Origin of the sequence: Sphingobacterium arenae (genome assembly GCF_014692505.1) — a bacterium.
Taxonomy (GTDB): Bacteria; Bacteroidota; Bacteroidia; order Sphingobacteriales; family Sphingobacteriaceae; genus Sphingobacterium; species Sphingobacterium arenae.
On sequence record NZ_JACNYK010000005.1, the window covers coordinates 137510 to 162898 of the forward strand.

The window sequence follows — 25389 nt, forward strand, 5'->3', positions numbered from 1 at the left end:
TCTGAAAAATCATGATGGTCTCATAATAATCTTCGCTTTTTATTGAATCATAAAATTAGATAGCTTGTTTGTAATGCTCTTTCAGTTTTAAACAAAATCATTTTGATTTTGATGAATATCAGAAGGTTGGGGTGGTGATTAAGCGTTGCTCAGGCTGCCCTAAAAGACGCATAATTTGGTGTGATTAACCAAAATTAAAAGTATTCTGGATAAAATTTAAATAGCTGAGAAGTGATTACCGTTACTTTTGATGTAGTTATCACAATGTAAATCTAACATCATGAGAAGAATATTTATCCTTGCCATATTGGTGCAATTCTTGTCTTTTAATGAGGTGCTCGGTCAGGCGACGCTACGGCTTAACGATGTGACCTTGATGCACGAGATGCGGGCAACGCCATATCCATTAGACAGAGCCGTTGTAAAAAATAGAAAAGTAGCCTTTATGTGGCCTCTCGAAACAACAAGTAAAGCGCATGCTGCTTTAGATGGGATGGAGGAAGAGCATGGTGACCAAAAACCAGACCCCAATCAAATAAATTACCGACTGCGTATTTCCCAAGATAGTTTGTTCCGGAAAGAGGTGATTGAAGCCGATTGTCCCTGGGCATTCTATAATGCAGCGGAAATATACGAAAATGGGGAGTGGTTTTGGCAATATGGGTATGCAGATGGTGAAAAGACAGATTGGTCGCCGGTGTTGCGGTTTACCGTCATAAATGACGGCTACGTATTTAACCCGCCTACATTTTCTAACCTAATGGCGAAGCTGCCCGCTACGCATCCCAGAATTTGGGTCGAAAAAGACGCATGGGATGCGTTTATTGAAAAAAGCAAAAATAAGGAAGAACGCGATTGGTATATTGCGTATGCCAACAAAGTCGTCGATGAAGAAGTTAAACATTTAGCTGATGTTATCGATACAAGCAAAGTAGCCGAGCTGGATTTGGAAGTAAAGCGTAATGCATTGTTGGTACGCGAAAGTCGGAGAGTCGTTGATAGGGAAGAAGCAAATACCGAAGGCTTAATTCGGGCTTTCCTTTTGACGAAAGATGAGCGTTATTTTAAGGCGGCTATGTATAGGATCGAAGAAATGGTGAGTTGGAGAAATAGCCCTTATCTTAAAGGCGATTTCAATGCCTCTACATTGCTTTCGTTGAGTACGATGGCATATGACTCGTTTTATGATTTACTTTCGAAGGAACAAAAGGCTTTATTGCTTGAAGAAATAAAAGAGCATGGAAGCAATTTCTTTAACCGTTTCCATAATCATTTCGAAGCACATATAGCCGATAATCATTCTGTACAAATGACCTTACGTATCTTTACGATGGCGGCTTTCGCTACCTATGGTGAATTACCGGAAGCAAAGAAATGGGCAGATTATTGTTATAATGTATGGATAGCACGTTTCCCCGGTGTAAATGACGATGGTGGATGGCATAATGGTGATTCTTATTTCCATGTCAACATCCGCACGTTGATAGAAGTACCCTTGCTTTATAGCAAATTAAGTGGTTACGACTTTTTTAAAGATCCTTGGTATAAGGGGTCCGCGATGTATGTCATGTTTCAGCAGCCACCATTCTCCAAATCGGCAGGTAACGGAAGTGCACATCTACGTGTCGCTAAACCAAACGGACAGCGCGTGGGCTATGCGGATGCTTTGGCAAAGTTAACCAATAACAGTTATTTGGCGGATTATGTTCGGACAATCCAAGCGGATGAACCAGATGTCTTGAAAAGAGGCTTTGGAGCCAAACCGGGCGATCTATCCTGGTTCCGACTTCAAAATGATACCCCATTACCGATAGGAAAAGGCTTGGCAGATTTGCCATTATCCTACGTTTTTAGAAACACAGGCATTGCCACCTTTATGTCTAGCTGGAAAAATTTAAAAAGAAATGCTATGGCAACGTTTCGTTCCAGCCCGTACGGTTCTACCTCGCACGCCGTAGCAAATCAAAATGCGTTTAATACCTTTTATGATGGTAAGCCACTTTTTTACAGTAGTGGTCATCATGTCAGTTTTACAGATAAACATGCTGTCTATAGCCATAGAGGCACACGCGCGCATAATGCTATTCTGGTTAATGGCATGGGGCAGCGGATAGGTACGGAAGGTTATGGGTGGATTCCACGGCATTATACCGGTCGTAAAATTGGGTACGTCATTGGCGACGCGTCCAATGCATACGGAAAGGTAATCTCCCCACTCTGGTTAAAAAGAGGTGAGGTGTCTGGTCTTGACTATTCTCCGGAAAACGGTTGGGATGAAAATAAGCTGAAAATATTTAGACGGCATATTGTCCAATTGGGGGGCGCGGACTTGCTGTTTGTTTATGACGAGCTAGAAGCCAGTGAACCGGTAGTGTGGAATTATTTACTACATACCGTAGAAGATTCTATGCAAGTTCATTCGGATGGAAAGGTGATACATGTAAAAGCTACTAATCAACAAGGAGCGTCGGATGCTTATATTTTTGCACCTGAAAAGTTGGATGTTCAACAAACAGACCAATTTTTTGTTCCGGCAGTTAATTGGTTGAGAGCGGACGATAAGGGGCATTTTGCTCCCTATCCAAACCACTGGCATTTTACCGCAACTTCCTCTAAGCAGTCTGTTTATCGCTATGCGACAGTCATTCGTACCCATCATAAGAAAGAGGTGGTATCTGCTCCTCATTGGATAGATGAAAATACAATCGAAGTGGATGATTGGGTGATTCGTGTCAATATAAACGGCACAGGTGTTCCATCTTTTTCTGTACGAAATAAAAAAGGAGATGTTTCGCTCGAATATAATGATGTAACGACAGTTACCGAAAATGGGAAAACAACGGTATTAAAAGATCAACTACCGGATTTGGAAATTTAGAAAATAAGAATATGAAATAACGTTTAATCAAAAACGAAAGTATTTTGGACGATTTTAAAAGTATCCAAAAATCGTCATGACTACATTCGTTTATTCTGAATAGACTACTAATTTAAATCACAATCTATGAGACAGCTACTGTTTATATTATCCTTGCTATACAGTACCATATTGTATGCGCAGAAAATTACCGTGAATGGAGTCGTGACCAGTCAAACCGGAGAGGTGCTGGTGGGTGTTAGTATTAAGGAAAAAGGAACGAATAAAGAGACGACCACAGACGCAAAAGGTGGTTATGCGATGACAACGAGCAGCGCAGATGCGGTATTAATTTATTCGTATATCGGATACACGCCGATAGAAATAAAAGCGGGAGATAATGCCACACGAAGCGTCCAATTATTGGAGGAGACGAAGAGTATGGATGAGGTGGTTGTTATCGGTTATGGTTCCGTGCAACGAAAGGATTTAACAGGCTCGGTGGCTTCTGTTTCGGGCGAGGAATTGAACAAAGTTCCTGTGCCGGATGTGACGATGGCGCTGGCTGGTCGGCTTGCCGGCGTACAGGTATCCGCATCGGAAGGAGCTCCCGGATCGGAAATGTCCATCAAAGTTCGTGGAGGAGGATCTATCACCCAGAGTAACGAACCTTTGTATGTGATTGATGGTGTTCCCCAAACAGAAGGTATAAATTTCTTAGACCCAACCGATATCGAGAGTATCGATGTCTTGAAAGATGCGGCATCGACCGCTATTTACGGTTCCAGAGGGGCGAATGGTGTTATCCTAGTGACCACGAAGAAAAATAAAGCCGGACGGACCAATGTAACCTATGATACCTACATGGGGGGTAAAAGTATAAACAATACATTGCCGGTTTTGAAACCATATGACTATACCGTTTTGCAATATGAAAGAAGTTTGGCCGACGAGTCACGACTGGCAAGATTTGAGCAAACGTATGGTACATTTGATCAACTGGAAGAATTGTATATGAACCGGCCAGGTATAAACTGGCAAGAGCAGGTTTTTGGAGGTACTGCGAATAGTCAGTACCATAAAATAGGTGTAAATGGTGGAAATCAAGCTACGCGGTATAGCCTTTTCTATTCGATGAATAATGATGAAGGAATCATGTTGAATAGTGGGGCAAAAAAGCATGTGGCAAAACTCGCTCTAAACCATCAAGCCAATGAGCGGTTGAGTTTAAATGGAAGTGTTAACTATTCGGAGCAGAAAGTATACGGGTTAGGAACGAACGAAGGAAACACCTATCTCAATCAGCTACAGAATATCTTAACGTATAGACCGCTCTATGGGTTGGCGGGAACCGATGAAGATTTCCTAAACATGGAAGAAGATCCGGCACTGGAAGATGTACAAGGTAACACGTTGCAAAACCCTTTAGTCAATGCAGAATCGCAACACCGAGATATTCTGGGAAGGTTTCTTTATTTAAATACCGACGTACAATATAAACTAACAGACCATATCACTTATCGAGGTCTGGTGAATTACAGAAACATCTCGACAAAGACGGATTTGTTCTACGATAGACGTTCGATGATGGCAAAACGAAATAATGGTCCACAAGGCTCTATGGCAGATCAGGTACGAAGTGGTTGGAGTTATTCCAACACACTTATGTATGAAAATACATTCAATCAAGACCACAAATTTGATGTTTTACTAGGGCAAGAGCAGAACTACCTCTTGACCAAGTATAACAGAGTTACAGCAACGGGTTTTCCTGACGAGACATTGGGCTTGGATAATCTGTATGAAGCATCCACTTTTCTAGGTGAATCCAATAACCAAGATGAGCGGATGATATCGTTCTTTGCGAGAGCAAATTACAATTACAAAAGTAAATATTTGGTGTCTGCGAGTTTACGATCTGATGGATCTTCAAAGTTTGGCCCCAACAATAAATTTGGATACTTTCCTGCGGCATCTTTCGCTTGGCGAATCATTGAGGAGGATTTTATGAAAAACCAAGGTGTTCTTTCCGACTTAAAACTTCGTTTTTCTATCGGTACATCGGGTAATAACCGGATTGCAAACTATACTTCCCTTGCCTTATTGTCTACAGGTACTTACCCATTAAACGACCGAATTAATGTGACCGTATTTCCGAATACGTTGCCCAATCCGGATCTGAAATGGGAAGCTACAAGAGCAGAGAATTTAGGATTGGATATGGCATTTTTTAATCAGCGTATACAATTGACAGCTGAACTTTACCGAAATACTACAAAAGACCTTTTGCTGCAAGCGGAAGTACCGATGAGTTCGGGCTACTCGACAATGCTGATTAATGCAGGATCGACACAGAATAGCGGTGTGGAATTAAGTATAAACACAACCAATATCAATACGCCAAACTTTAAATGGACAACCGATTTTAACTGGGCATTTAATAGAAATAAGGTATTGGCATTAACGGATGGAGAATCGTTTAGGAATGTGTTTTCGGACTGGGGAGTATTGACCGAAAGCGATTATATCATCCAAGTAGGACAGGCATTAGGACAAATGTATGGATACAAGACAGATGGTTTATACCAAGTCGATGATTTTAATTTTGACTCCAATACCCAAACCTATACGTTAAAAGATGGAATACCATATGATAATAACAATATACCACAGCCCGGTTTTTTAAAGTTTGTTGACACGGATGGAAATGGAACAATTAATCCTGACGATAGAGCGGTTATTGGAAACGCAATACCCAAAGGTATGGGCGGGCTTAATAACACATTTTCGTATAAGGGGATTGATTTGAGCATTTTCCTCAATTGGGCTTATGGAAATGATGTGTACAATGCCAATAAGTTATATAGCAGTCAAACACAATTGGATTATCGCAGTACACTTTCTTATTTCGCTGATAGATGGATGTCTATCGATGCAAGTGGTAATAGAGTAACCGACCCTGCAGCCTTGGCAGCGATGAACGAAGGAAAAACCGTACCGGTTTATAACAGCAATACAGCACTACGTTTTTATGATTATGTGGTTGAAAATGGTTCTTTTTTACGAATCAATAATATCAGTATAGGTTATACAATTCCAAAGAGTTTCCTTTCTAGATTTAAAATTAATGGACTAAGGGTGTATGCAACAGCCTATAATCTGGGAACCATTGCAGGCTACTCAGGCTATGATCCCGAAGTGAGTTCGAGAAACAGTACCGGTTTAACACCGGGGATTGATTTTGGAGCTTACCCACGCGCTAAATCCTTTGTGGCAGGCATTAATTTATCACTATAAAAATGAAAATTATGAAAAATAAGAAATTAATCTTTATAGAGAACAATGTTGCGAGGTATGTCGTTTGGTGTGCTTTTGCAGTTTCAACCTGGACGCTAACTTCCTGTTCAAAATGGTTGGAAGAAGACCCTTATTCGTTATATGCGGCAGAGACTTATTTTGACAATACTGACGATGCAAAAAAAGCAGTACTGGGTGTATATGAAATTATGGCGAGTCAAAATACCTACGGATTTTATATGTCTTTGGTATTTGATATCGATTCGGACCTGGCTTATATGGAAGGAACAGGTTTCTCAAACGACAATAGAACATTGGCACATTATAACTTTGCTACAGGTCATAATTATATCACCGAAGCATGGCGGGCACTCTATGACGGAATCAATAGAGCGAACCTCGTGATCGCAAACATACCTCAAATGGATATGTTTGCGAACGGAAGTGAAACAGAGAAAGCTGAATTAAGAAGATGTCTGGCAGAAGCTAAATTTTTACGTGGACTCTACTATTTTGATCTGGTTCGGCTATATGGGGATGTTCCATTAAAAACAGAGTATACAAAAGCCACAGATGATATGAAATCGGCGCGAACGGATAAAGAAGAAATCTACGATCAGATTATTCAAGATATGACAGAGGCAATTCCCGATATTCCAGAAGCATCCGAAAAATCACTTGACGAACGCATAAGTAGGGGAGCAGCAAAAGGAATTTTGGCGAGAGTATATCTAGGACGAGGTGGATATTCGTTAAGACAGAACGGACAGATGGAGCGCCCCTCCAATTATTTGACATACTATGAAGAGGCGCGACGACTCACAAAAGAGATTATTGATGGTGGGCATCACGAATTGAATACAAGCTATGAAGCGATATTTAAAAATTATTGTGAATTGAAACTTGAGCCTAAAGAAAGTATGTTTGAGACCGCATTTTTTAATCCATCGGGTGCACGTCCATACAGTGGCTATATTGGTACATGGAATAGTCCACGTACGGCGGCGGGGGCTGTGTATGGAAGAGCTAATGCATTCTTTCGGATTATCCCGATGCTATATGACAAATATGAGCCCGCCGATCAACGGAAAGATATCGCCATTGCGCGATATGAAATTGATCGTAACAGCCAGAAAGTAGATCTCTCTGACCCTATTTTAGCGAACGTGCGATTATGGACACCCGGAAAATGGAGAAGGGATTGGCAAGGTACCGAACCGAAAGATTTAAATAATACCGATATCAACTGGGTGTTATTACGCTATTCGGATGTTTTGTTAATGTATGCCGAGGCCGAGAACGAAATAAATGGCCCGGGAGCAAACTCGGTGGGTAGTGCCTATTGGTCTCTGAACATGGTAAGAAGACGTGGATTTGGCATGCCTGTAGATCAGCCTTCGGCTACAGCCGATTTACCAAGCGGGCTTAGCAAAGAAGAATTTTTTGAGAAGGTCATGGAAGAACGTGCACTAGAGCTCTGTTATGAAGGGTTTCGAAAATTTGATTTGATTAGATGGAATAGATTAGGTACATCCTTGCGAGCGACGCAAGAGGACCTAAATGCGATATATGGAAACTTCCCGTATATAGCTGGAGATTATTTTACCGATAATAAGCACGAGCTATACCCTATCCCCCAAAAAGAAAGAGACATTAATCAAAATCTTACTCAAAATCCGAATTATTAACACATAGGGGTTACGCGAAATAAAAAAATGATAACGATAAGAAATAAGATCGGCCGTTTGTTTGCCCTTGCATTGCTTGTAGGAGCAACGGCGTGCTCATCTCCTCAGAACGAAGAGCAGAAGAAGTTGAACATCGTGTTCATCATGACCGATGACCATACCACACAAGCGCTGAGTGCCTACGACAAGCGCTTTATCTCCACGCCTAATCTAGACCGGTTAGCAGATGAAGGGATAAAGTTTAACAATTGTTTCGTCACGAATGCGGTGTGCGGTCCTTCTAGAGCGGTTATCCTAACAGGGAAACATAGTCACATCAACGGTTTTAAAGATAACCATAGTGTGTTTGACAGTACGCAGGTTATCTATCCACAACTATTGAAAGAAGCGGGCTATCAAACCGCGATGATTGGGAAGTGGCATTTGGGAACAATGCCTGTGGGTTTTGATTTTTATAGTATTCTCCCTAATCAAGGAGAGTACTATCAACCGGAATTTATAGAAAATGGGAAAAAAGTAGCGGAGAAAGGCTACGTGACCGATGTGATTACAGATAAAGCAATCCATTTTCTAAATGATAGAGATAAAGAGAAACCTTTTTTATTGATTTATCAGCATAAGGCGCCTCATCGAAATTGGCTTCCTGCACCGCGACACTTGGGTATGTTTGATAATACCACTTTTGAGGAACCTGCAAACTTGTTAGACGATTTTAGTAATAGAGGAAGAGCTGCGAAAGAGCAATTGATGAATATATCCTCCGACATGTGGGACGCATGGGATTTGAAACTGGCATCAGCAGCAGATTTAGATTCTCTAGCTGAAATTCCAAAAGAAACGATTGGTGATACAAAAGAAGACGATTTTACCCAAGCGAATAATAAATCAGTAGATAAGCAACGCTTTTTTCAAGTGTTTGATCGGATGACTGAAGAAGAGAAGAAAGCCTGGACGGATGTGTATGATAAACGCGTAGCAGAATATAGACGCTTAAACTTGAAGGGGGATGACCTGGTGCGCTGGAAGTATCAACAATACATGAAAGATTATTTGGCTTGTGTGGCTGCGGTGGACGAAAACGTAGGTCGATTGCTCGATTATCTGGAGCAAGAAGGGGAGTTAGACAATACGATTATTGTGTATACCTCCGATCAAGGGTTCTTTTTAGGCGAACATGGTTTCTTCGATAAACGTATGATGTATGAAGAGTGTTTGCGCACACCCTTGTTAGTACGATATCCAAAAGGAATTAAGAAAGGTCTTGTTTCAGATGCTTTAGCAATGAACCTTGATTTTGCACCTACCTTATTGGATTATGCAGGTGTCGAAATCCCCGCAGATATGCAAGGTCAGTCGTTAAAGCCGGTGATTGATAACGGCGGGAAAGAAGTAGAAAATTGGCGCGATGCCGTCTATTATCATTATTACGAGTATCCGAGTTGGCATATGGTCAAAAGACATTATGGCGTTCGGACAGACAGGTATAAGCTGATTCACTTTTATAATGATATTGATGAATGGGAGCTGTATGATCTTGAAAAAGACCCAAAAGAAATGAACAATGTGTATCAATCCGCAGCGTATGCTGATGTAGCGCAGCAGATGCATCGTAAACTGAAACAATTACAAGAACAATATCAAGATACAAACCCAACCGAAAAATAAAAAGATGATGAATACGATAACCCGTATAAAATGCTGTTGTTTATTGGCAATAGCTTTTTGCCTATCCTGTACCTCCGAAAAAGAACAGGATAGACCCAATATTTTATTGTTGATGTCTGACAATCAATCGTGGAATCACGTAGGAGTATATGGTGATTCCGTAGTGAAGACACCAAACATGGACAAAATTGCCGCTGAAGGGGTGCGTTTTACGCATGCTTTCTGTAATTCACCGTCCTGTACACCTGCGAGAGCTGCGTTACTAACTGGTCAAGATATTTGGCGTATAGAAGAAGGTGCGAACCTATGGGGAACGCTACCAACAAAATTCGAAGTTTTCCCCGAATTATTGGAAAAAGCCGGCTACCGCGTAGGGTATGATGGAAAAGGCTGGGGGCCCGGTAGCTATGAGGCCAACGGTAGAACACGAAACCCGGGAGGCGACCAATACCGGAACTTTGCAGATTTCATTAAAAATGCAAAAAAAGGCGAGCCATGGAGTTATTGGTTTAATAGCTTACATCCGCATCGACCTTATGAAGTTGGTTCTGGGCAAAAGGCAGGAATTGACATCCATAAAATCAACGTACCGGCTTATTTACCAGATACCGAAGATGTACGAATAGATATTGCGGATTACTACGCCGCTATACAAACGTTTGATACAGAAGTAGGAGAGATTATGCAGCAATTGGAAGAAAGCGGTCATTTAGAAAACACAATCGTATTGATTTGTAGCGATAACGGATGGCAGATGCCGAGAGGTCTTGCTAATCTTTACGATTTTGGTACAAGGGTGCCGTTGATTGTTTCTTGGCCAGAGAAATTTAAGACAGATGCTGTTACCGAGGACTTAGTCACATTACTTGATCTGGCACCAACTTTCCTCACACTGGCGAAAGCAGAGGTGCCCGATTACATGACCGGAAAAAGTTTGCTGCCGATATTGGAGAAAGATGGGGAAATAGCGGACGCCCGAGAATTTGTCGTCATAGGAAGAGAAAGACATGCTTTTGTAAGGCAGCATGGATTAGGTTATCCGGGGAGAGCTATTCGCACGAAAGAATATTTATATATTAAAAATTATGAGGCGGATAGATGGCCTGCAGGTGATCCGCCATTATATGGCGATGTCGACCCGTATATGTTAAACTACCCGGGACCGGCGAAATTTTTTATGTTGGAGCATAAAGATGAACCGATAGCAAAGCAAGCGTTTGAGTTGGCATTTGCAAAACGTCCGTCGGAAGAACTGTATCATATTGTAAATGATCCAGATCAATTGCATAATTTAGCCGACGATGCGGATTATCAAGCGATCAAGCAAGAATTGTCGTCTAAAATGATTGCCCATTTAAAAGAAACAAAAGACCCGAGAGAAACAGGTGGAGAGATTATATGGGATAGCACCGATTACTTTAGTGAGATAGACAAAACGCCGGTGCCAAGCAAAGAAGCCATAGAGAAATTTAATCTTGATACGATGTACAATTATCTGAAATAGATTAAAGCAAAAAAGTAACATGAAAATATGCATTTCATTTTTTATCGTATTTCTCTGGTGTGCTGTATTAAGTGCACAGACAGATCGTTCAGATCGTCCTAATATATTGATTATTATGACCGATCAGCAAACAGCTGAGGCGATGAGTTGTGCCGGAAACCAAGATTTGCACACGCCAGCCATGGATTTCTTGGCGTCGAACGGTACGCGGTTTACGGAGGCCTATTGTGCACAACCCTTGTGTACGCCATCACGTTCGTCGATGTTTAGTGGCGTTATGCCCAGTGAGAACGGCTTTATTGGGAATTATCCAGAAGAAGATGGACAATGGCCAGATTCCTTATTGTTTATGGGTAAAATATTTAAAGACGCGGGTTATAATACAGGTTACGTAGGCAAATGGCACATACCATTGCCGGCATCCAATATCGCTCAACATGGATTCGAATATATTGAAAATACCTGGACAGGTGATTTCATGGATGCTGCAATTCCTGCTTACAGTGCGCGGTTCATGAAAGAAAACAAAGACCATCCTTTTTTGTTAGTGGCTTCGTTTCTCAATCCGCATGATATTTGTGAATGGGCACGAGACGACTATTTAAAAATGGATTTTATAGACAACCCTCCGCCTCCGGAAGAATGCCCGGAGTTACCTTACAATTGGAAGATATCACCTCTTGAACCTCCGATTATACGTGAACAACAAAAAGTAAACCTGCGCACCTATCCGTCAATAGATTGGGGGGAAGGAAGATGGAGACAATATCGTTGGGCATATAATAGATTGGTAGAGCAAGTTGATGGATATGTGCAGATGATTTTAGACGGGCTTAAAAAATATGGTCTGGAAGACAATACGATTATTATCTTTACCAGCGATCATGGTGATGGATATGCTGCTCATCAATGGAACCAAAAACAGGTATTGTATCAAGAATCGATCAAAGTACCTTTTATTATTTCTAAGATTGGCGATTTTCAACCAGAAGTCAATGATCGACTTATTTGTAACGGGACGGATATCATGACGACTGCTTGTTCTTATGCCGGGATTGAAGGACCCTCTTACCTAAAAGGTAGAGATATCAGTCAAATTATGCATGGTAAACAGAGCGAATGGAGAGATACATTGGTCGTAGAGACCGATTTTGCGGATAATACCGTTTTGCTGGATATCAAAGGTCGAGCCGTTATTACATCGCAATATAAATATATTATTTACAGTAAAGGAGAAAGAAGAGAACAGCTGTTTGATTTAAAATCCGATCCGGGAGAAACAAAAAATTTAGTATACGATAAGCGTTATCAAACAACCCTCGCTGATATGCGAAATTACTTGAAAAACTATTCGGATACAGAAAGAGAAATATTTGGTTTGTAAATTTGAGCCATTCAAATGAAATTACACCTATTGAAAATATTCTTTCTGGCCTATGTGGTCTGTCCCTTGTGTGTATGCGCACAATGGACACAAGACACTAAACGGCAATTCAGAACGATTTCAATAGAACAAGGGCTTTCGCAAAGCACCGTCTATACCATTGTGCAGGATAGTTTGGGCTTTATGTGGTTGGGTACTCAAGACGGCCTTAATCGTTATGATGGAAACTCTTTCCAAGTATTTAGACCGGACAAAACGGATACCACCACCATTTCCTCCTCTTATATTCGAAGTTTGTATGTAGATAGTAAAGGAAAATTGTGGGTTGGTGGAAATAAAGGGGTTAGTTCCTTTGATTACGTTACCGAATCCTTTCATAATTACGATCTCGAAATTAAGGCAGGAGAGTGGTTTGTAACTGCTTTAGGTCAAGATATGGATGGTAAGTTATGGATGGCAACAAATGGCGGTGACCTGTATCAATTGGATGTGGTAGCCGACAGTTTTCACAAGGTTGATCTAGGCGATTTTGCTACTGAAGTTAACAGTATTTCGAGTATTGCCAGAATGGACCATTTGCTTTTGCTGAGTACCGATATAGGTATTTTGCAATTGGACAGCAATCAAAAGAAGGTCAGTAAATTTGCGTTGGATGCAAGACTAAATGTAAACTACATTGTTGTAGATAGTACATACGTGTGGATAGGCACGGAAGGAGATGGGCTTTTTGAATATACCCGTGTTACTCGTGGAATAAAACAATATAAACATAGGATTGGTTCGATCTATTCCAGTCTGGCGGATGATGATGTGCGGAGTCTCGCCAAAGATGAGGAAGGCAATTTATGGGTTGGAACATTTAAAGGATTGAGCATACTCGATGTAAAAACCAAGGTCATACAAAACTACTTTCAGCAACCGTCCGTTCCGCATACATTAAGCCAAAATTCCGTTCGATATATTTATCGGGATAAGCAAAATGGTATGTGGATGGGGACCTTTTATGGCGGTGTTTCCTACTTCCACAACGATGATATCCGGTTTAGCTTTTTGAATAGAAATACAGGTAATCTCTCTCTAAATGACAATGTCGTAAACGTTATTAAAGAAGATGCAGCCCAAAATATTTGGATAGGAACAAATGATAAAGGGTTGAATTTTTGGAATCGGAAAGAAAATATAGTTCAATTCTATTCACATAGCGAAGAAGACGCGACGTCACTTGCCTCTAATAATATCAAAGCTATCGCTTTTGATAATCAAGGGAATGTACTTGTCGGTACACACAATGCAGGTATGGGGATATTTAACCCTAAAACCGGAAAAACGGTTGTTTTTCGACATAATCCGGAGGATGGAACGTCTATTGCGGGCGACATGGTGTATGCGCTTTTAAAAGACAAAACGGGACGTATTTGGGTAGGGACAAGATCTGGTCTCGATCGATTTAATGAATCGAATCAGAATTTTTCCCATATCTATCTGGACAAAAAAGGAACTCGGCTTTCAGCTGATGAAATTACAACCATGGTGGAAGACAGTAAAGGAAGGATATGGATAGGAACGACCAATGGTATCAATATTCTATATCCCGACCAACTTGTTTTTGAGGTTTTCCCCGGATCAAATCTGAGTAGTGACGTTATTACAGCTGTTGTAGAAGATAAAAATCAGACAATTTGGGTAGCCACTCGAGATGGTCTGAATTACTACGATGAACAAAGTAAATCTTTTAAAATATTTGAAAACGGAAAGCGAATAGAAGGCATCATCTATGGGATGCTATGCGATAATGATGGAAATTTGTGGCTTACAACCGCCAAAAATTTATTGCGGCTTGATCCACAAAATGGCGAATACTTATTGTTTGACAATCGAGACGGTTTACAGATCAGTCAGTTTAACCTCTCTGCTACAGAGAAAACGTCTGATGGTATATTGCTTTTTGGGGGCATCAATGGTCTCACGTATTTCAAACCCGAGGAAGCCGTTCCCAAGAAACTCCAGCTTCGTATTATGTTCACCAGATTGGAAGTGTTGAATAGACCTGTATTTGCAGGAGATCACCATCAGATTTTAGACCAGCATATTGATAAACAATCTTCATTTGAGCTGAATCATGACCATAAGCAATTTACTATCTATTTTAATACATTCGATTATATCGCTCCCAGCAAGATTAGATATCGCTACCGGTTAGAAGGCTTTGATGAGGACTGGGTGGAGCGCACGGACGTATCAAGTGCCACATATACGAATTTAAAGGCGGGTACGTATAAGTTTGAAGTTGAGGCTGTTGGTCCCTTGGGAGAATTCAGCACCATGCGTAGTATAAAAATTAAAATATTGCCGCCATGGTGGAAAAGCAATTTATTTTATATCATTATATCGGTGTTTGGGCTAGCTATTGCTTATGTCGCTTATTCTGTTGTCACAGAACGTATGCGGACACTTCACCAACTCAAAATGGAACGTCTGCAACGTGAGTTTGCAAGTAGTAAGCTGCGATTAGAGAGGATAGAACATGAAAAAGTGGACACCATCAATAAGATGAAAACCAACTTTTTTACCAATATTTCACACGAATTTAGGACACCATTGACATTGATTATATCGCCATTGGAAGAACTCCTAAATAATAAAGATATAGATTCGACCATAAAAAAATATCTTGAATTGATGTTATTGAATGTCAAAAGATTATATCAGTTGGTGGATCAGCTATTGGAGTTTAGGAAGGTAGAAGCAGATACGAAAAGACTGAAGGTTGCGGAGATTGATATCGTACGTTTTGTGAAAGAAATCTACGAATCATTCAGTACGATGGCAGAAAAGAATAATATAGGCTATACATTTATATGTCCCGAAGAAAAGATGATCGGATTTTTTGATCGGGATGCGATAGAACGCGTATGTTTCAATCTACTATCCAATGCTTTTAAATATACCAAAGAAGGAGGGGAGATTAGTATCCGTCTTCAGAAAAAAGAGGAGTTACTCGTCATCAGCGTTTTGGATACCGGAATCGGTATTCCTTCGGAAGAGCAATCACAAATCTTCGAACGGTTTTATCAAGTAGATTCCCGCGAAATGAACCTAGGTTCGGGAATAGGGTTAGCTTTCACCAAGAAGTTAGTGGAATTGCATCACGGTAGTATTAATGTAGAAAGTGAAATAGGGAAGGGGAGTGTGTTTACCGTCCAAATTCCTTACGACGAAAAATATTATGCCCCAGAGGAACGGGTGGATTATGACGCCATTATTGGAAAAGAAGAGATACCAGATGCCGCTGATGCTCATCTGACCAGCCATTCTGAAGAAGTTGATGCATCCATGCAGGAGCGCGAAACCTTATTGATTGTGGATGATAATCGAGAGATTGTAGAATATCTAAATCATTATTTCGGAAAACGTTACGAAACAAGGGTTGCTTATAATGGACGGGAAGCGTTAGATATATTGACAAAAGAGGCGTTCGATTTGGTTATCTCCGATGTGATGATGCCGGAAGTTGACGGTATTCAACTGTGTAAAAAAATAAAACAGAATATCAATACATGCCATATTCCGGTTATCCTATTAACGGCAAAAACTGAAACAGGTGATCAAATACAAGGATTGGCCGTCGGGGCGGATGATTATATTGCTAAACCGTTTTCCGTAGCCATATTGGATGCTAAAATTCAGAATATTCTAAGAACCAGAAAACGACTAAAAGAATACTATTCTTCTAGCAACGAGATTATTCCGGAAAATATCGCTTTTAATGCTATGGATGAAGAGTTCTTGCGTCAGGCTATTACCATCATCGAATCCAATACGAGTGATTCTGGCTTTTCTGTAGATAAATTTAGTAAAGAAATAGGGATGAGCCGTTCCAACCTGTATCTCAAATTGAAAGCAATTACAGGAGAATCTGCAACAGATTTTATTAAACGTATCCGCTTTAAAAAAGCAGTGGATTTATTGAAACAAAAACAATATACCGTAGCACAGATCGCATATATGTGTGGTTTTAATTCCCCATCCTATTTTTCTACGGCTTTCAAGCAATATTATGGATTTATGCCTAGCGAATATTTAGAAAAAAATGTGCCCTAAGCTGTTTTTAAGGGGAAAATGAATCGATTTAACCAATATTGAAACATTAATAATCAAAATTGAAATGGGTCAATCTTCATCAAGTTTAATTTTGATGAAGTGTTAAGGTATTTAGCTTTCGTACAGCGGAAATGAATACCTTAAACATGAAAAGAGAAAAACCTAAAATTTTCACAGTCATAATCGTTTTTAAAGATGCAAAGAAGTAAGTTTTTAGTCGCGATCATTTTGGTTATTTGGTTTGTGATTTCTTTTGTCACCAATATCATAGGTCCGTTGATTCCGATTGTTATCGAGACTTATCAATTAAGTCTTACAATGGCTGCATTTTTACCTTTTTCTTTCTTCCTTGCTTATGGCGTAATGTCCATCCCGGCGGGAATGATGGTGGAGCGATTAGGCGAAAAAAAATCCATGCTTATTGCTTTTACGCTTAACTTTTTAGGATCTATCGCCATTGCCGTTTATCCAGTTTATGCCATCGCGTTAGGTTCCTTGTTTACGATTGGCATTGGAATGGCGATGTTGCAGGTTATTATCAATCCGCTAATGCGGGTTGCAGGAGGAGAAGAGAATTTTGCATTCTACTCCGTATTGGGGCAATTGGTTTTTGGTTTAGGCTCTTTTGTTGGCCCATTCGTCTTTACTTATTTAATGCAAGAAATCGCACAACCGGCATCCGCAGATGGGATAGCAAAATTTTTGTTCTCATTGATTAGAGGAGAGATGAACTGGACGGTGCTATATTGGTTGTTTAGTTTGATATTCATCGTGGTATTCTTAACCGTTGCCCTTATCAACATACCAAAAGTGAACCGAAAACAAGACGAAAAAGCTGGAACACTATCGCTGTATGCAGAATTGTTAAAAGATAAAAAAGTTATTTTGTTCTTTCTAGGAATTGTGGCTTACGTAGGTACAGAGCAAGCACTGGCAAACTGGATGTCTGAATTTTTAAAGCAGTATCATGGGGTCGATCCTACTACAGAAGGAGCTAGAGTGATTGCTTGGTTCTGGGGATTAATGTCTATCGGGTGTTTTGTAGGTTTAGGACTGCTAAGAATATCTGATTCAAGATTGATTCTTAAGATAGCCTCCGCCATTACGTTAGTGATGATAACGTTCGCGTTGTTTGGCGTGAAGGGAATATCGTACCATGCCTTTATGGCGTGCGGATTCTCCATATCGGTGATGTTTTCCATTATCTTTTCTCTGGCACTCAATTCCGTATTAAAGCATCATGGTTCATTCTCGGGAATACTGTGTTCCGGTATTTTCGGGGGGGCATTAATGCCTTTGATCGTGGGATCTTTGGGCGATTATATTGGGTTACGGTACGCCATGACCGTTCTGTACCTAACAATCGGTTATATTTTATTTCTAGCTTATTATGCTAAACCACTAATACCCAATAAAACCGTGGAAATAAAAGAATTATTTCGACCTAATTAATGAATAAAAATTTAACCAATATGATGATAACCTTAAAACACCTCGTTATATATTTTATGGCGTTGGTTTTTCTTGCTTGCACGAAAGAGCACCTCAAGAATCCAGGTTCAACAGCTGACGATGAAGAACAGAATAACTGGAATTTGGCGATAGATTCTCAAATATTTGAAGTAATCAATCTAGATTATCCGGGACTGGAAAATGCGAAGACATTCTATGAATCGGAAGCGTATGGACGTGCTGCACAAGCTATCCTAGCGTACTATCGGTCGCGAACCGGTATCGTGAATCCGGTAATTTCACTTATCAATCCATCGGCTAGTGAAGATGATAAACTCAAAGCGAGTTTTGCACTAGATAGTTATCGCTTTTTTGTGAACAATTATTTTGAAGATGCCCATGCTAAAATGCCTTACTCGTTAAATGATGGAGGTACAATTAATTGGGCGTTCGAGCCAGTAGGAGCAGATAACGAGTACCAACGGCAACTGCATAGGCATCAGTGGTTCGTGCCACAGGCTAAGGTATATCGTGTAACTAAGGATGAAAAGCACATTCAGTCTTGGATTAGTGTATATGGCGATTGGTTGGAAAATAATCCAAAACCAGCATCCGGAACGAACAATACGACTTGGTGGCAACTTCAAGTAGCGGAGCGGACATTGGGGCAAACGCAATTATTTGAGTATTATAAAAATTCGACAAATTTCACACCGGAATGGTTTACCAAATTTATGGTGCATTTTGCCGAGCACGCTGATTTTCTAGTGGAATACCCTTATGATAGTGGTAATATCTTAATATCACAGGCAAGCGCGTTGGTGTCAGCTGGCGTTTTGTTCCCCGAATTCAAACAAGCAGCGAGCTGGAGGAATACAGGTTTCCAGATTTTGGATACGGAAGTGAAAAACCAGTTTTTGGAAGACGGGATGCATTATGAATTGGATTTCAGTTACCATATCAGTGCCATAGCCGATTTTTATGAAATCATGAAATTGGCAGAAGCAAATAAAAAAATAGTCGGTGATGCAGCGGCAAATTTCAATCAATATTTGCATAAAGCAGCACAAGTGGTCATGCACTTCACATACCCTAATTATTTTTTGAACCCTCCGGGAGGTCAGCTTGTTCCGGGCTTCAATGATACACGGCAGAGCTCTTGGACGAGATCAGTACTTAATCGAAACTTCTCAAGATATAACGAGATGTTTCCGCAAGACAATGAACTGTTGTATATGAGTACATATGGTCAACGTGGAACGCAGCCCTCTACCGAACCCCAAGCATTCATATCTTCTGGTTACTATATGTTGCGTAACGGGTGGGATCGTTCTTCCACGATGTTGATTCATAGCAATAATTATGCAGAAGGACCCATTCAGGTATGGAGCCATAACCAGCCTGATAACGGAACGTTTGAGCTCTATCACAATGGACGGAATTTCTTTCCGGATGCTGGTGTATATGCGTATATGAGTGGTGGCGACAATAGCGCCAGGATATGGTACCGTCAGACGAGAGTACATAATACCATGACGCTTAATGAGCAAAATATTGTTAATGCAAGAGGTAAATCACTCGGGGTGTTTTCGAACGGCCAGCAGGAGGTTGTGGTAACGGAAAATCAAGGCTATAATAACTTAAAACATCGTCGTTATATCTTCTTTGTAGAAAAGAAATTCTTTGTATTGGTGGATGAAGGTATTGGGAACGCGGCAGGAACGGTTAACCTGAACTTCCACCTGTGCGAAGGGGAAGATGAAGTCGTGTTATCGACGGCACAGCATGGTGCACATACTCATTTTGCTGACGGAAATAATATCATCGCCAGAACATTTGGAAACGAAACGTTGACAACGACTCCGTTCGAAGGACGGGTTTCCTATGCTCCGGGCGTCATGACTAACCGCAAGGCCTATACGATCAATATGGAAAAAGGAGAAAATCAAACCGCCCGTTATATTACCGTGTTATATCCCGCTAACCAAGCAGCTTCCGTACAAATTAATGCAGCGTTTAAAGCGTCTTATCGAGATTCTGGAGTGAGCGTTGACGTTGTTGTGAATGGAAAAACATATAATTTAAATTGTAATCTCTAACATACACTATTATGAACCATATAAATATAAAAATGAAGTGGAAACAATACCTTATTATACTATGGGTATCCTTGTTTGTGACGACAGCGTGTGAAAAAACGGAGGTTGTTGACAGTACAGATTTTACATTATACTATACTGGGATGACGGATATAGGTCCGTCTATGACGGGGGTTATTAATCCGCCTTCATACATCGGAGCCGCACCAACAGATTTTAAGATTGCACATGTCATGCTAGACGATGTGACACATTCCGTAAATAACTTCGAAATCGATTCGGAAACAGGTAGTATTAGCATCAAAGAGACATCGGATATGCCCGTGGGGGTATATAAGCTTACCATTAGTTGTTCTTCGAATGGAACACGATATGAGTTTAAAGATGCGTTAGCAATCAATATGATGAAGCCGGTTCCCGATGGGATTACTGTCACGCCGAACAAGCTGACAGTGAGCTGGGCGGATGTCGTGGATGCATCCAGTCCGATTGAATTGCCTACAGCTCAGGTAACAACAGATGACGACCACGTTTCTATTACTAAATATGAAATAGCACGAAGTGATTTTTCTAAGTATTTTGCGATCTCTTCTTCCGGTTTGATATCCATTGTGCGGGGAGATGCAAGCCTATCTCCGGGCAAATATGTACTGGCTCTAAAATTGACAACTGGTGCGTCAAAAGAGGATGAAGGGATATTTGAAAATGCAATTGAAATTGATGTAACCTCCGAACCTTTAGCACTAACGTATACGCCTGCTCAGGGAAAATTAGAAGAAGAATCAGAGTTGAGTGGAAAAACAACGTTTCGTAGTAATACACCTGCGTTAAAAGGTTCGACTGAGGGAGTGCAATATGCCATCAAAAATATCCTGCCAGCAACAGATAAAATAATAATCAACCCACAAACGGGCGTCATTTCGGTCGCAGAGAACCATGGTCTTACAGCAGGGCAAAAATACACGGTGACTGTGAATGTGAAGAATGCCTATGCTACAGAAGGGGTCGATTTTGAAGATGTGTTTGAGTTAGACGTGGTAGAGTATATAGAACCAATAGCTAATTTTACTTACCAAAATGTAGATGCCATACAGGCGGTTGCTTTTGATATAAGTCTGGATGACGATTTCAAAGGGGATGAGGTGCGCTTTGAATTCCTTGATTTGCCATCTCCACTGCAAGGTAATATAACACTTGATCACGTGGGTAATATCAGTTCACCTAAGGGGAATACGATTCCTATCGGAAACTATACCATTAAGGTAAAAGCAACAAATCCGAAAAGTGAAGAAGCCAATCCGACGATTGCCTCTTTCACCTTGACCGTGCGTGCTAACCCGAATTACTTTACCTATGTAAGATATGGAAATAATTTAGGGCTATCGCCGGCTGAAAATTATGCAAACCAGTTTCGTATTGCAGTAGGCGCGCCGCTTTCTTCGGTTAGCCCAACGCCGACAACGGATGCAAAGGTATCAGTGACTTACGAAATTCAAGGCATTCATCAGGGCTCAGGAACAACAATAGATATAAACACCGGCAAAATTACCCTAGGAAATATTGCTGCCAGAAATTGTGGTGTCTTCATGGTGACGGCTACTGCAGGAAAAGGCACGCCATCGGAGTATTCCATACAAACACCAGTATTCTTCCATAATTCAGAAGCCTTGGCCTCGCCGAGCAACGCTTCTGAAATGGTTGTTGTTGAATATTCACCATTTGTTTTCCAAGTGAATCCCGGTGCAGGTGGACGTTCCATCCAGCCTAATATCAATGGTGCGAATAATATGAGCAGGTTCACATTGGATTACAGGCGGAACTTCAATTACTATAATTTCTTCGGAACGCACGGAAGCGGGCAACCAAATGGTGCGAATACATTCTTACAGAATCTTTGGAACACCTACGCACAAAATAGAGGAATAAATCCAAATTATGGGTCAAGAGATCCATTGTCTTATTTCGGAAATGTTAGCAGTAACACACATCATCAGACATTGGCGTATATAGATCCCAATACCTTTCAAGTAATCGTGAATCCGAATAAATGGACGTATAACGGAGAAGCTGCTAATGGTGTTATGGTGGGACAGGTCACTTTTGAAACCAATGGCAATGACCCTGCAAGTGGCGGACAGATATTTCCGATTGTTTTATGGTTTGACTCAAAATTTTAAGAAGAATATGTATAATATGATAATAAGGAAAGTATTGGACAAGAGGCTCATCATGTCCATTATCGCATTGTTGTTGTCCGTTGCGCTGTATGCACAACGTGTCACACTGAAAGGAACTGTGCTTGATGAATCTGAAACGCCTCTAAAAGGAGCGACGGTGGCGGTGGTTGGACAACCCGGAAGCACATCAACGGATGATAACGGTACGTTTTCTATACGGGTGAACCAAGGACAGACATTACAAATCAGTTATGTAGGATACATCGACCAGGCACTGCGAATCAGCGGACAGAATAACTTAGTTATTAGACTAGCACCTTCAGCTTCGGCGTTGGAAGAAGTTGTTGTCGTCGGATATGGAGAAGTAAAGCGTGGTGATTTGACCGGTTCAGTAGCATCGGTAGGAGCAAAGGATATCGAAGAGTTTAGAACAAGTTCTGTTTTGGGTGCTTTAGGTGGACAGGTAGCTGGTGTGCAGATTACGCAGGCTGACGGTGAGCCAGGTTCGGGTTTTAGCGTGAATATCCGTGGAGTGGGGACATTAACCGGAGATGCCTCGCCACTTTATATCGTAGATGGCTTCGAGGTGAGTAACCTGGATTTTTTAGCTAATACGGATATTGAATCAATTGATGTCTTAAAGGATGCCTCGGCTTCCGCGATATACGGAGCACGAGCGGCAAATGGCGTGGTGTTGGTAACGACAAAGCAAGGTAAAATAGGGAAACCAAGGATAACCTATACCGGAGCAACCAGCCACCGCGAGATATATAAGCACTTGGAACTGTTGTCGCCGTATGAATTTGTGAAGTTGCAAGCAGATGTAAACGATCGTTATGCCTCGACTTATTATAGGGAGGGAGAAGATGATGACGGTGTTCCGTTCAAATACCAATCGGCAGAGGATTACATTGGCGTTCCAGGTATTAACTGGCAGTCAGAAACATTTCGTCCTACTTGGTCGCAAGACCATAATGTATCGGTCAATGGAGGTGTTGAAGCAACACGGTATAACTTTTCCTTCAACCGATACAAGGAAGATGGGATATTCAATAACAGCGGATTTGGTCGGACAACAGCTAATATGCGGATCAATCAGAAACTGACCAATTCCATTACATTGGATGCGCGCGTTAATTATGCGATGGTCAATAGAGCGGGGGTGGGTACGACAGAAGATGCTGGACGATTTAATATGCTCGCACAAATTTTCAGTGCACGTCCTACTGGTGGATTACGTGTAGATGATCGAACACTTTTGGAATCTGCAATAGACCCGGAGATGTTGGAAGAAGGTCAAAGTCTAGCACAGGTGAACCCCGTCTTGCAAACCGAGTCGGTTACAAATGACAGGAGACAAGAGTTATGGGGAACAAATCTCTCTGTTACTTGGCAGATATTGAAAGGATTGACATTCCGATCGGCCGGAACATACAATACCACAAATTATCGAAATGATGTTTTTTACAAGCAAGATTCCAGACAAGCTTATCGTAACGGACAGAAACCATACGAGCAAACGCAAGCTGGAAAAAATCTAAGATGGGTGAACTACAATAACCTGACATGGAAACAGCAGATAGATGACAAACACAGCTATGATGTCATGGTGGGACAGGAGGCTTCTTTCCGAAGCACAGAATACCTATTAGGGCAAGCGATGGATTTTCCATTTGATAATCTTGGAAATAATAATCTTGGTGTAGGGGCTACACCTAGCCGAGTTACAACAGACTTTTTTGACCAAAAGCTCTTATCATTTTTTGCTCGTGCAAATTACAATTATGGTGATCGGTATTTATTAACAGCTACTATGCGTGCCGATGGTTCTACTGTTTTTTCTAGTAAGAATAAATGGGGTTATTTTCCATCCTTTGCGGCGGCTTGGCGTATTTCGGAAGAATCCTTCCTAAAAGATGTCAGCGTATTATCCAACCTAAAACTCCGTGCAGGTTGGGGGATAGTTGGAAATGATAGAATACCGAATTATCTTTCTTTGGATTTATATGAGTTGAGTAGATATGGTATCGGCACCACTACACATACCGTACTGACCCCAAAACATCTTCGAAATGAAAACTTGAAATGGGAGGGAGCTTCTACGATAAATCTTGGACTTGACTGGGGCTTTTTCAACAATCGATTGACAATGGTTACCGATTTGTTCGTAAAGGATACCAGGGATTTACTGCTAGCACAATCACTTGCGCATGTAACGGGTTTTGATGCGCAGTACCAGAATATCGGTAAAATTCGTAACAAGGGATTTGAGTGGACGGTTGTCGGCAGACCTATCCAAAAGAAAGACTTCACTTGGGAGTCGAGTTTTAACATCTCTTTTATCCGAAATGAATTGAGGGCTTTACAAGACGGTGTGGAAGCCATGTTTTCCCGCTCGAATTTTGATAGCAACTTTACGGAATACGATTATGTTGCGTACGTTGGGCAATCGTTAGGACTGATGTATGGTTATGAATTTGATGGAATCTATCAATACAGTGATTTTAATACAACGCCGGACGGACGATTACGATTGAAAGAAGGCGTTACAGACAACCGGCGGATGTCGAATCTGGCGCCGGGTATGGTAAAATATAAAGATCAAACCGGTGATGGTATCATTACGACAGATGATCGTACGGTTATCGGAAATGCTATTCCTAAATGGTTTGGCGGGTTTACGAATAGCTTTCAGTATAAAGGAATCGATTTAAGCTTTCTGTTCCAGTTTAATTATGGCAACGATGTTTATAATGCGACCCGTTTGTATTCAACACAATCCCGCAGCGGTCGCCGGAATATGTTAGCGGAGGTAGCCGATCGTTGGACGCCTACAAACGCTTCTAATAAAGTACCGTCTACGAATGGGTATGTGACGAACGATGTGTATTCCCGCTTTATCGAAGATGGTTCCTTTCTGCGGTTAAAAAATTTGGCGGTTGGCTATAATTTACCCATTACATGGATCAGCAAGGCAAAATTGTCTCGTGCTCGCGTGTATGCGGTAGGGCAAAATTTATGGACACTAACGGGATATAGTGGGTATGACCCGGAGGTGAGTGTAAACGCGAGTAATCCTATGACACCTGGACTTGATTGGGGAGCTTACCCAAGGAGTAAGGTGTTTACATTTGGATTGGAAGTGCAGTTTTAACGAAATACTTT

Annotated in this window: 11 protein-coding genes; all 11 read left to right on the forward strand. The window is 41.1% G+C overall.

Features of this window, described 5'->3' with window-relative positions; genetic code table 11:
* Nucleotides 1-280: 280 nt before the first annotated feature.
* The 11 genes from H8B17_RS16380 to H8B17_RS16430 all read left to right on the forward strand — a co-directional run bounded on the left by H8B17_RS16380 (nucleotide 281) and on the right by H8B17_RS16430 (nucleotide 25378).
* Complete coding sequence (locus H8B17_RS16380; protein ID WP_190310308.1) at nucleotides 281-2878, forward strand: DUF4962 domain-containing protein; 2598 nt, start codon at nucleotides 281-283, stop codon at nucleotides 2876-2878.
* Between the two features lie 126 nt (nucleotides 2879-3004).
* The gene (locus H8B17_RS16385; protein WP_190310309.1) at nucleotides 3005-6154 is read left to right on the forward strand and encodes a SusC/RagA family TonB-linked outer membrane protein; all 3150 of its coding nucleotides are present in this window, start codon (nucleotides 3005-3007) and stop codon (nucleotides 6152-6154) included.
* Between the two features lie 11 nt (nucleotides 6155-6165).
* Nucleotides 6166-7842: a RagB/SusD family nutrient uptake outer membrane protein gene (locus H8B17_RS16390; protein WP_190310310.1), complete on the forward strand. Its 1677-nt coding sequence runs from the start codon at nucleotides 6166-6168 to the stop codon at nucleotides 7840-7842.
* A 27-nt stretch (nucleotides 7843-7869) separates the two neighbouring features.
* On the forward strand, nucleotides 7870-9507 hold the full coding sequence (locus H8B17_RS16395) for a sulfatase family protein (RefSeq protein WP_190310311.1): 1638 nt from the start codon (nucleotides 7870-7872) through the stop codon (nucleotides 9505-9507).
* A 4-nt stretch (nucleotides 9508-9511) separates the two neighbouring features.
* Complete coding sequence (locus H8B17_RS16400) at nucleotides 9512-11011, forward strand: sulfatase family protein (RefSeq protein WP_223816635.1); 1500 nt, start codon at nucleotides 9512-9514, stop codon at nucleotides 11009-11011.
* 19 nt (nucleotides 11012-11030) lie between these two features.
* Nucleotides 11031-12395: a sulfatase family protein gene (locus H8B17_RS16405; RefSeq protein ID WP_190310312.1), complete on the forward strand. Its 1365-nt coding sequence runs from the start codon at nucleotides 11031-11033 to the stop codon at nucleotides 12393-12395.
* A 15-nt stretch (nucleotides 12396-12410) separates the two neighbouring features.
* Complete coding sequence (locus H8B17_RS16410) at nucleotides 12411-16496, forward strand: hybrid sensor histidine kinase/response regulator transcription factor (protein ID WP_190310313.1); 4086 nt, start codon at nucleotides 12411-12413, stop codon at nucleotides 16494-16496.
* Nucleotides 16497-16691: 195 nt separating this feature from the next.
* Nucleotides 16692-17948 carry an MFS transporter gene (locus H8B17_RS16415; protein ID WP_190310314.1) on the forward strand — a complete coding sequence of 419 codons (1257 nt, stop codon included), beginning with the start codon at nucleotides 16692-16694 and terminating at the stop codon, nucleotides 17946-17948.
* A 20-nt stretch (nucleotides 17949-17968) separates the two neighbouring features.
* Nucleotides 17969-20047: a heparin-sulfate lyase HepC gene (hepC, locus tag H8B17_RS16420; protein ID WP_223816636.1), complete on the forward strand. Its 2079-nt coding sequence runs from the start codon at nucleotides 17969-17971 to the stop codon at nucleotides 20045-20047.
* 32 nt (nucleotides 20048-20079) lie between these two features.
* Nucleotides 20080-22224 (forward strand): surface glycan-binding family protein, encoded by a 2145-nt coding sequence (locus H8B17_RS16425; protein ID WP_223816637.1) that lies wholly within the window; start codon nucleotides 20080-20082, stop codon nucleotides 22222-22224.
* A gap of 16 nt (nucleotides 22225-22240) precedes the next feature.
* The gene (locus tag H8B17_RS16430) at nucleotides 22241-25378 is read left to right on the forward strand and encodes a SusC/RagA family TonB-linked outer membrane protein (RefSeq protein WP_223816638.1); all 3138 of its coding nucleotides are present in this window, start codon (nucleotides 22241-22243) and stop codon (nucleotides 25376-25378) included.
* Nucleotides 25379-25389: the final 11 nt, after the last annotated feature.

What these genes read in the sequence shown, in the direction of transcription:
- H8B17_RS16425 (WP_223816637.1), top strand. Translation starts at nt 20,080, where the DNA reads ATGAAGTGGAAACAATACCTTATTATACTATGGGTATCCTTGTTTGTG.
- H8B17_RS16430 (WP_223816638.1), top strand. Translation starts at nt 22,241, where the DNA reads ATGATAATAAGGAAAGTATTGGACAAGAGGCTCATCATGTCCATTATC.
- H8B17_RS16385 (WP_190310309.1), top strand. Translation starts at nt 3,005, where the DNA reads ATGAGACAGCTACTGTTTATATTATCCTTGCTATACAGTACCATATTG.
- H8B17_RS16400 (WP_223816635.1), top strand. Translation starts at nt 9,512, where the DNA reads ATGATGAATACGATAACCCGTATAAAATGCTGTTGTTTATTGGCAATA.
- hepC (WP_223816636.1), top strand. Translation starts at nt 17,969, where the DNA reads ATGATGATAACCTTAAAACACCTCGTTATATATTTTATGGCGTTGGTT.
- H8B17_RS16405 (WP_190310312.1), top strand. Translation starts at nt 11,031, where the DNA reads ATGAAAATATGCATTTCATTTTTTATCGTATTTCTCTGGTGTGCTGTA.
- H8B17_RS16415 (WP_190310314.1), top strand. Translation starts at nt 16,692, where the DNA reads ATGCAAAGAAGTAAGTTTTTAGTCGCGATCATTTTGGTTATTTGGTTT.
- H8B17_RS16410 (WP_190310313.1), top strand. Translation starts at nt 12,411, where the DNA reads ATGAAATTACACCTATTGAAAATATTCTTTCTGGCCTATGTGGTCTGT.
- H8B17_RS16395 (WP_190310311.1), top strand. Translation starts at nt 7,870, where the DNA reads ATGATAACGATAAGAAATAAGATCGGCCGTTTGTTTGCCCTTGCATTG.
- H8B17_RS16380 (WP_190310308.1), top strand. Translation starts at nt 281, where the DNA reads ATGAGAAGAATATTTATCCTTGCCATATTGGTGCAATTCTTGTCTTTT.
- H8B17_RS16390 (WP_190310310.1), top strand. Translation starts at nt 6,166, where the DNA reads ATGAAAAATAAGAAATTAATCTTTATAGAGAACAATGTTGCGAGGTAT.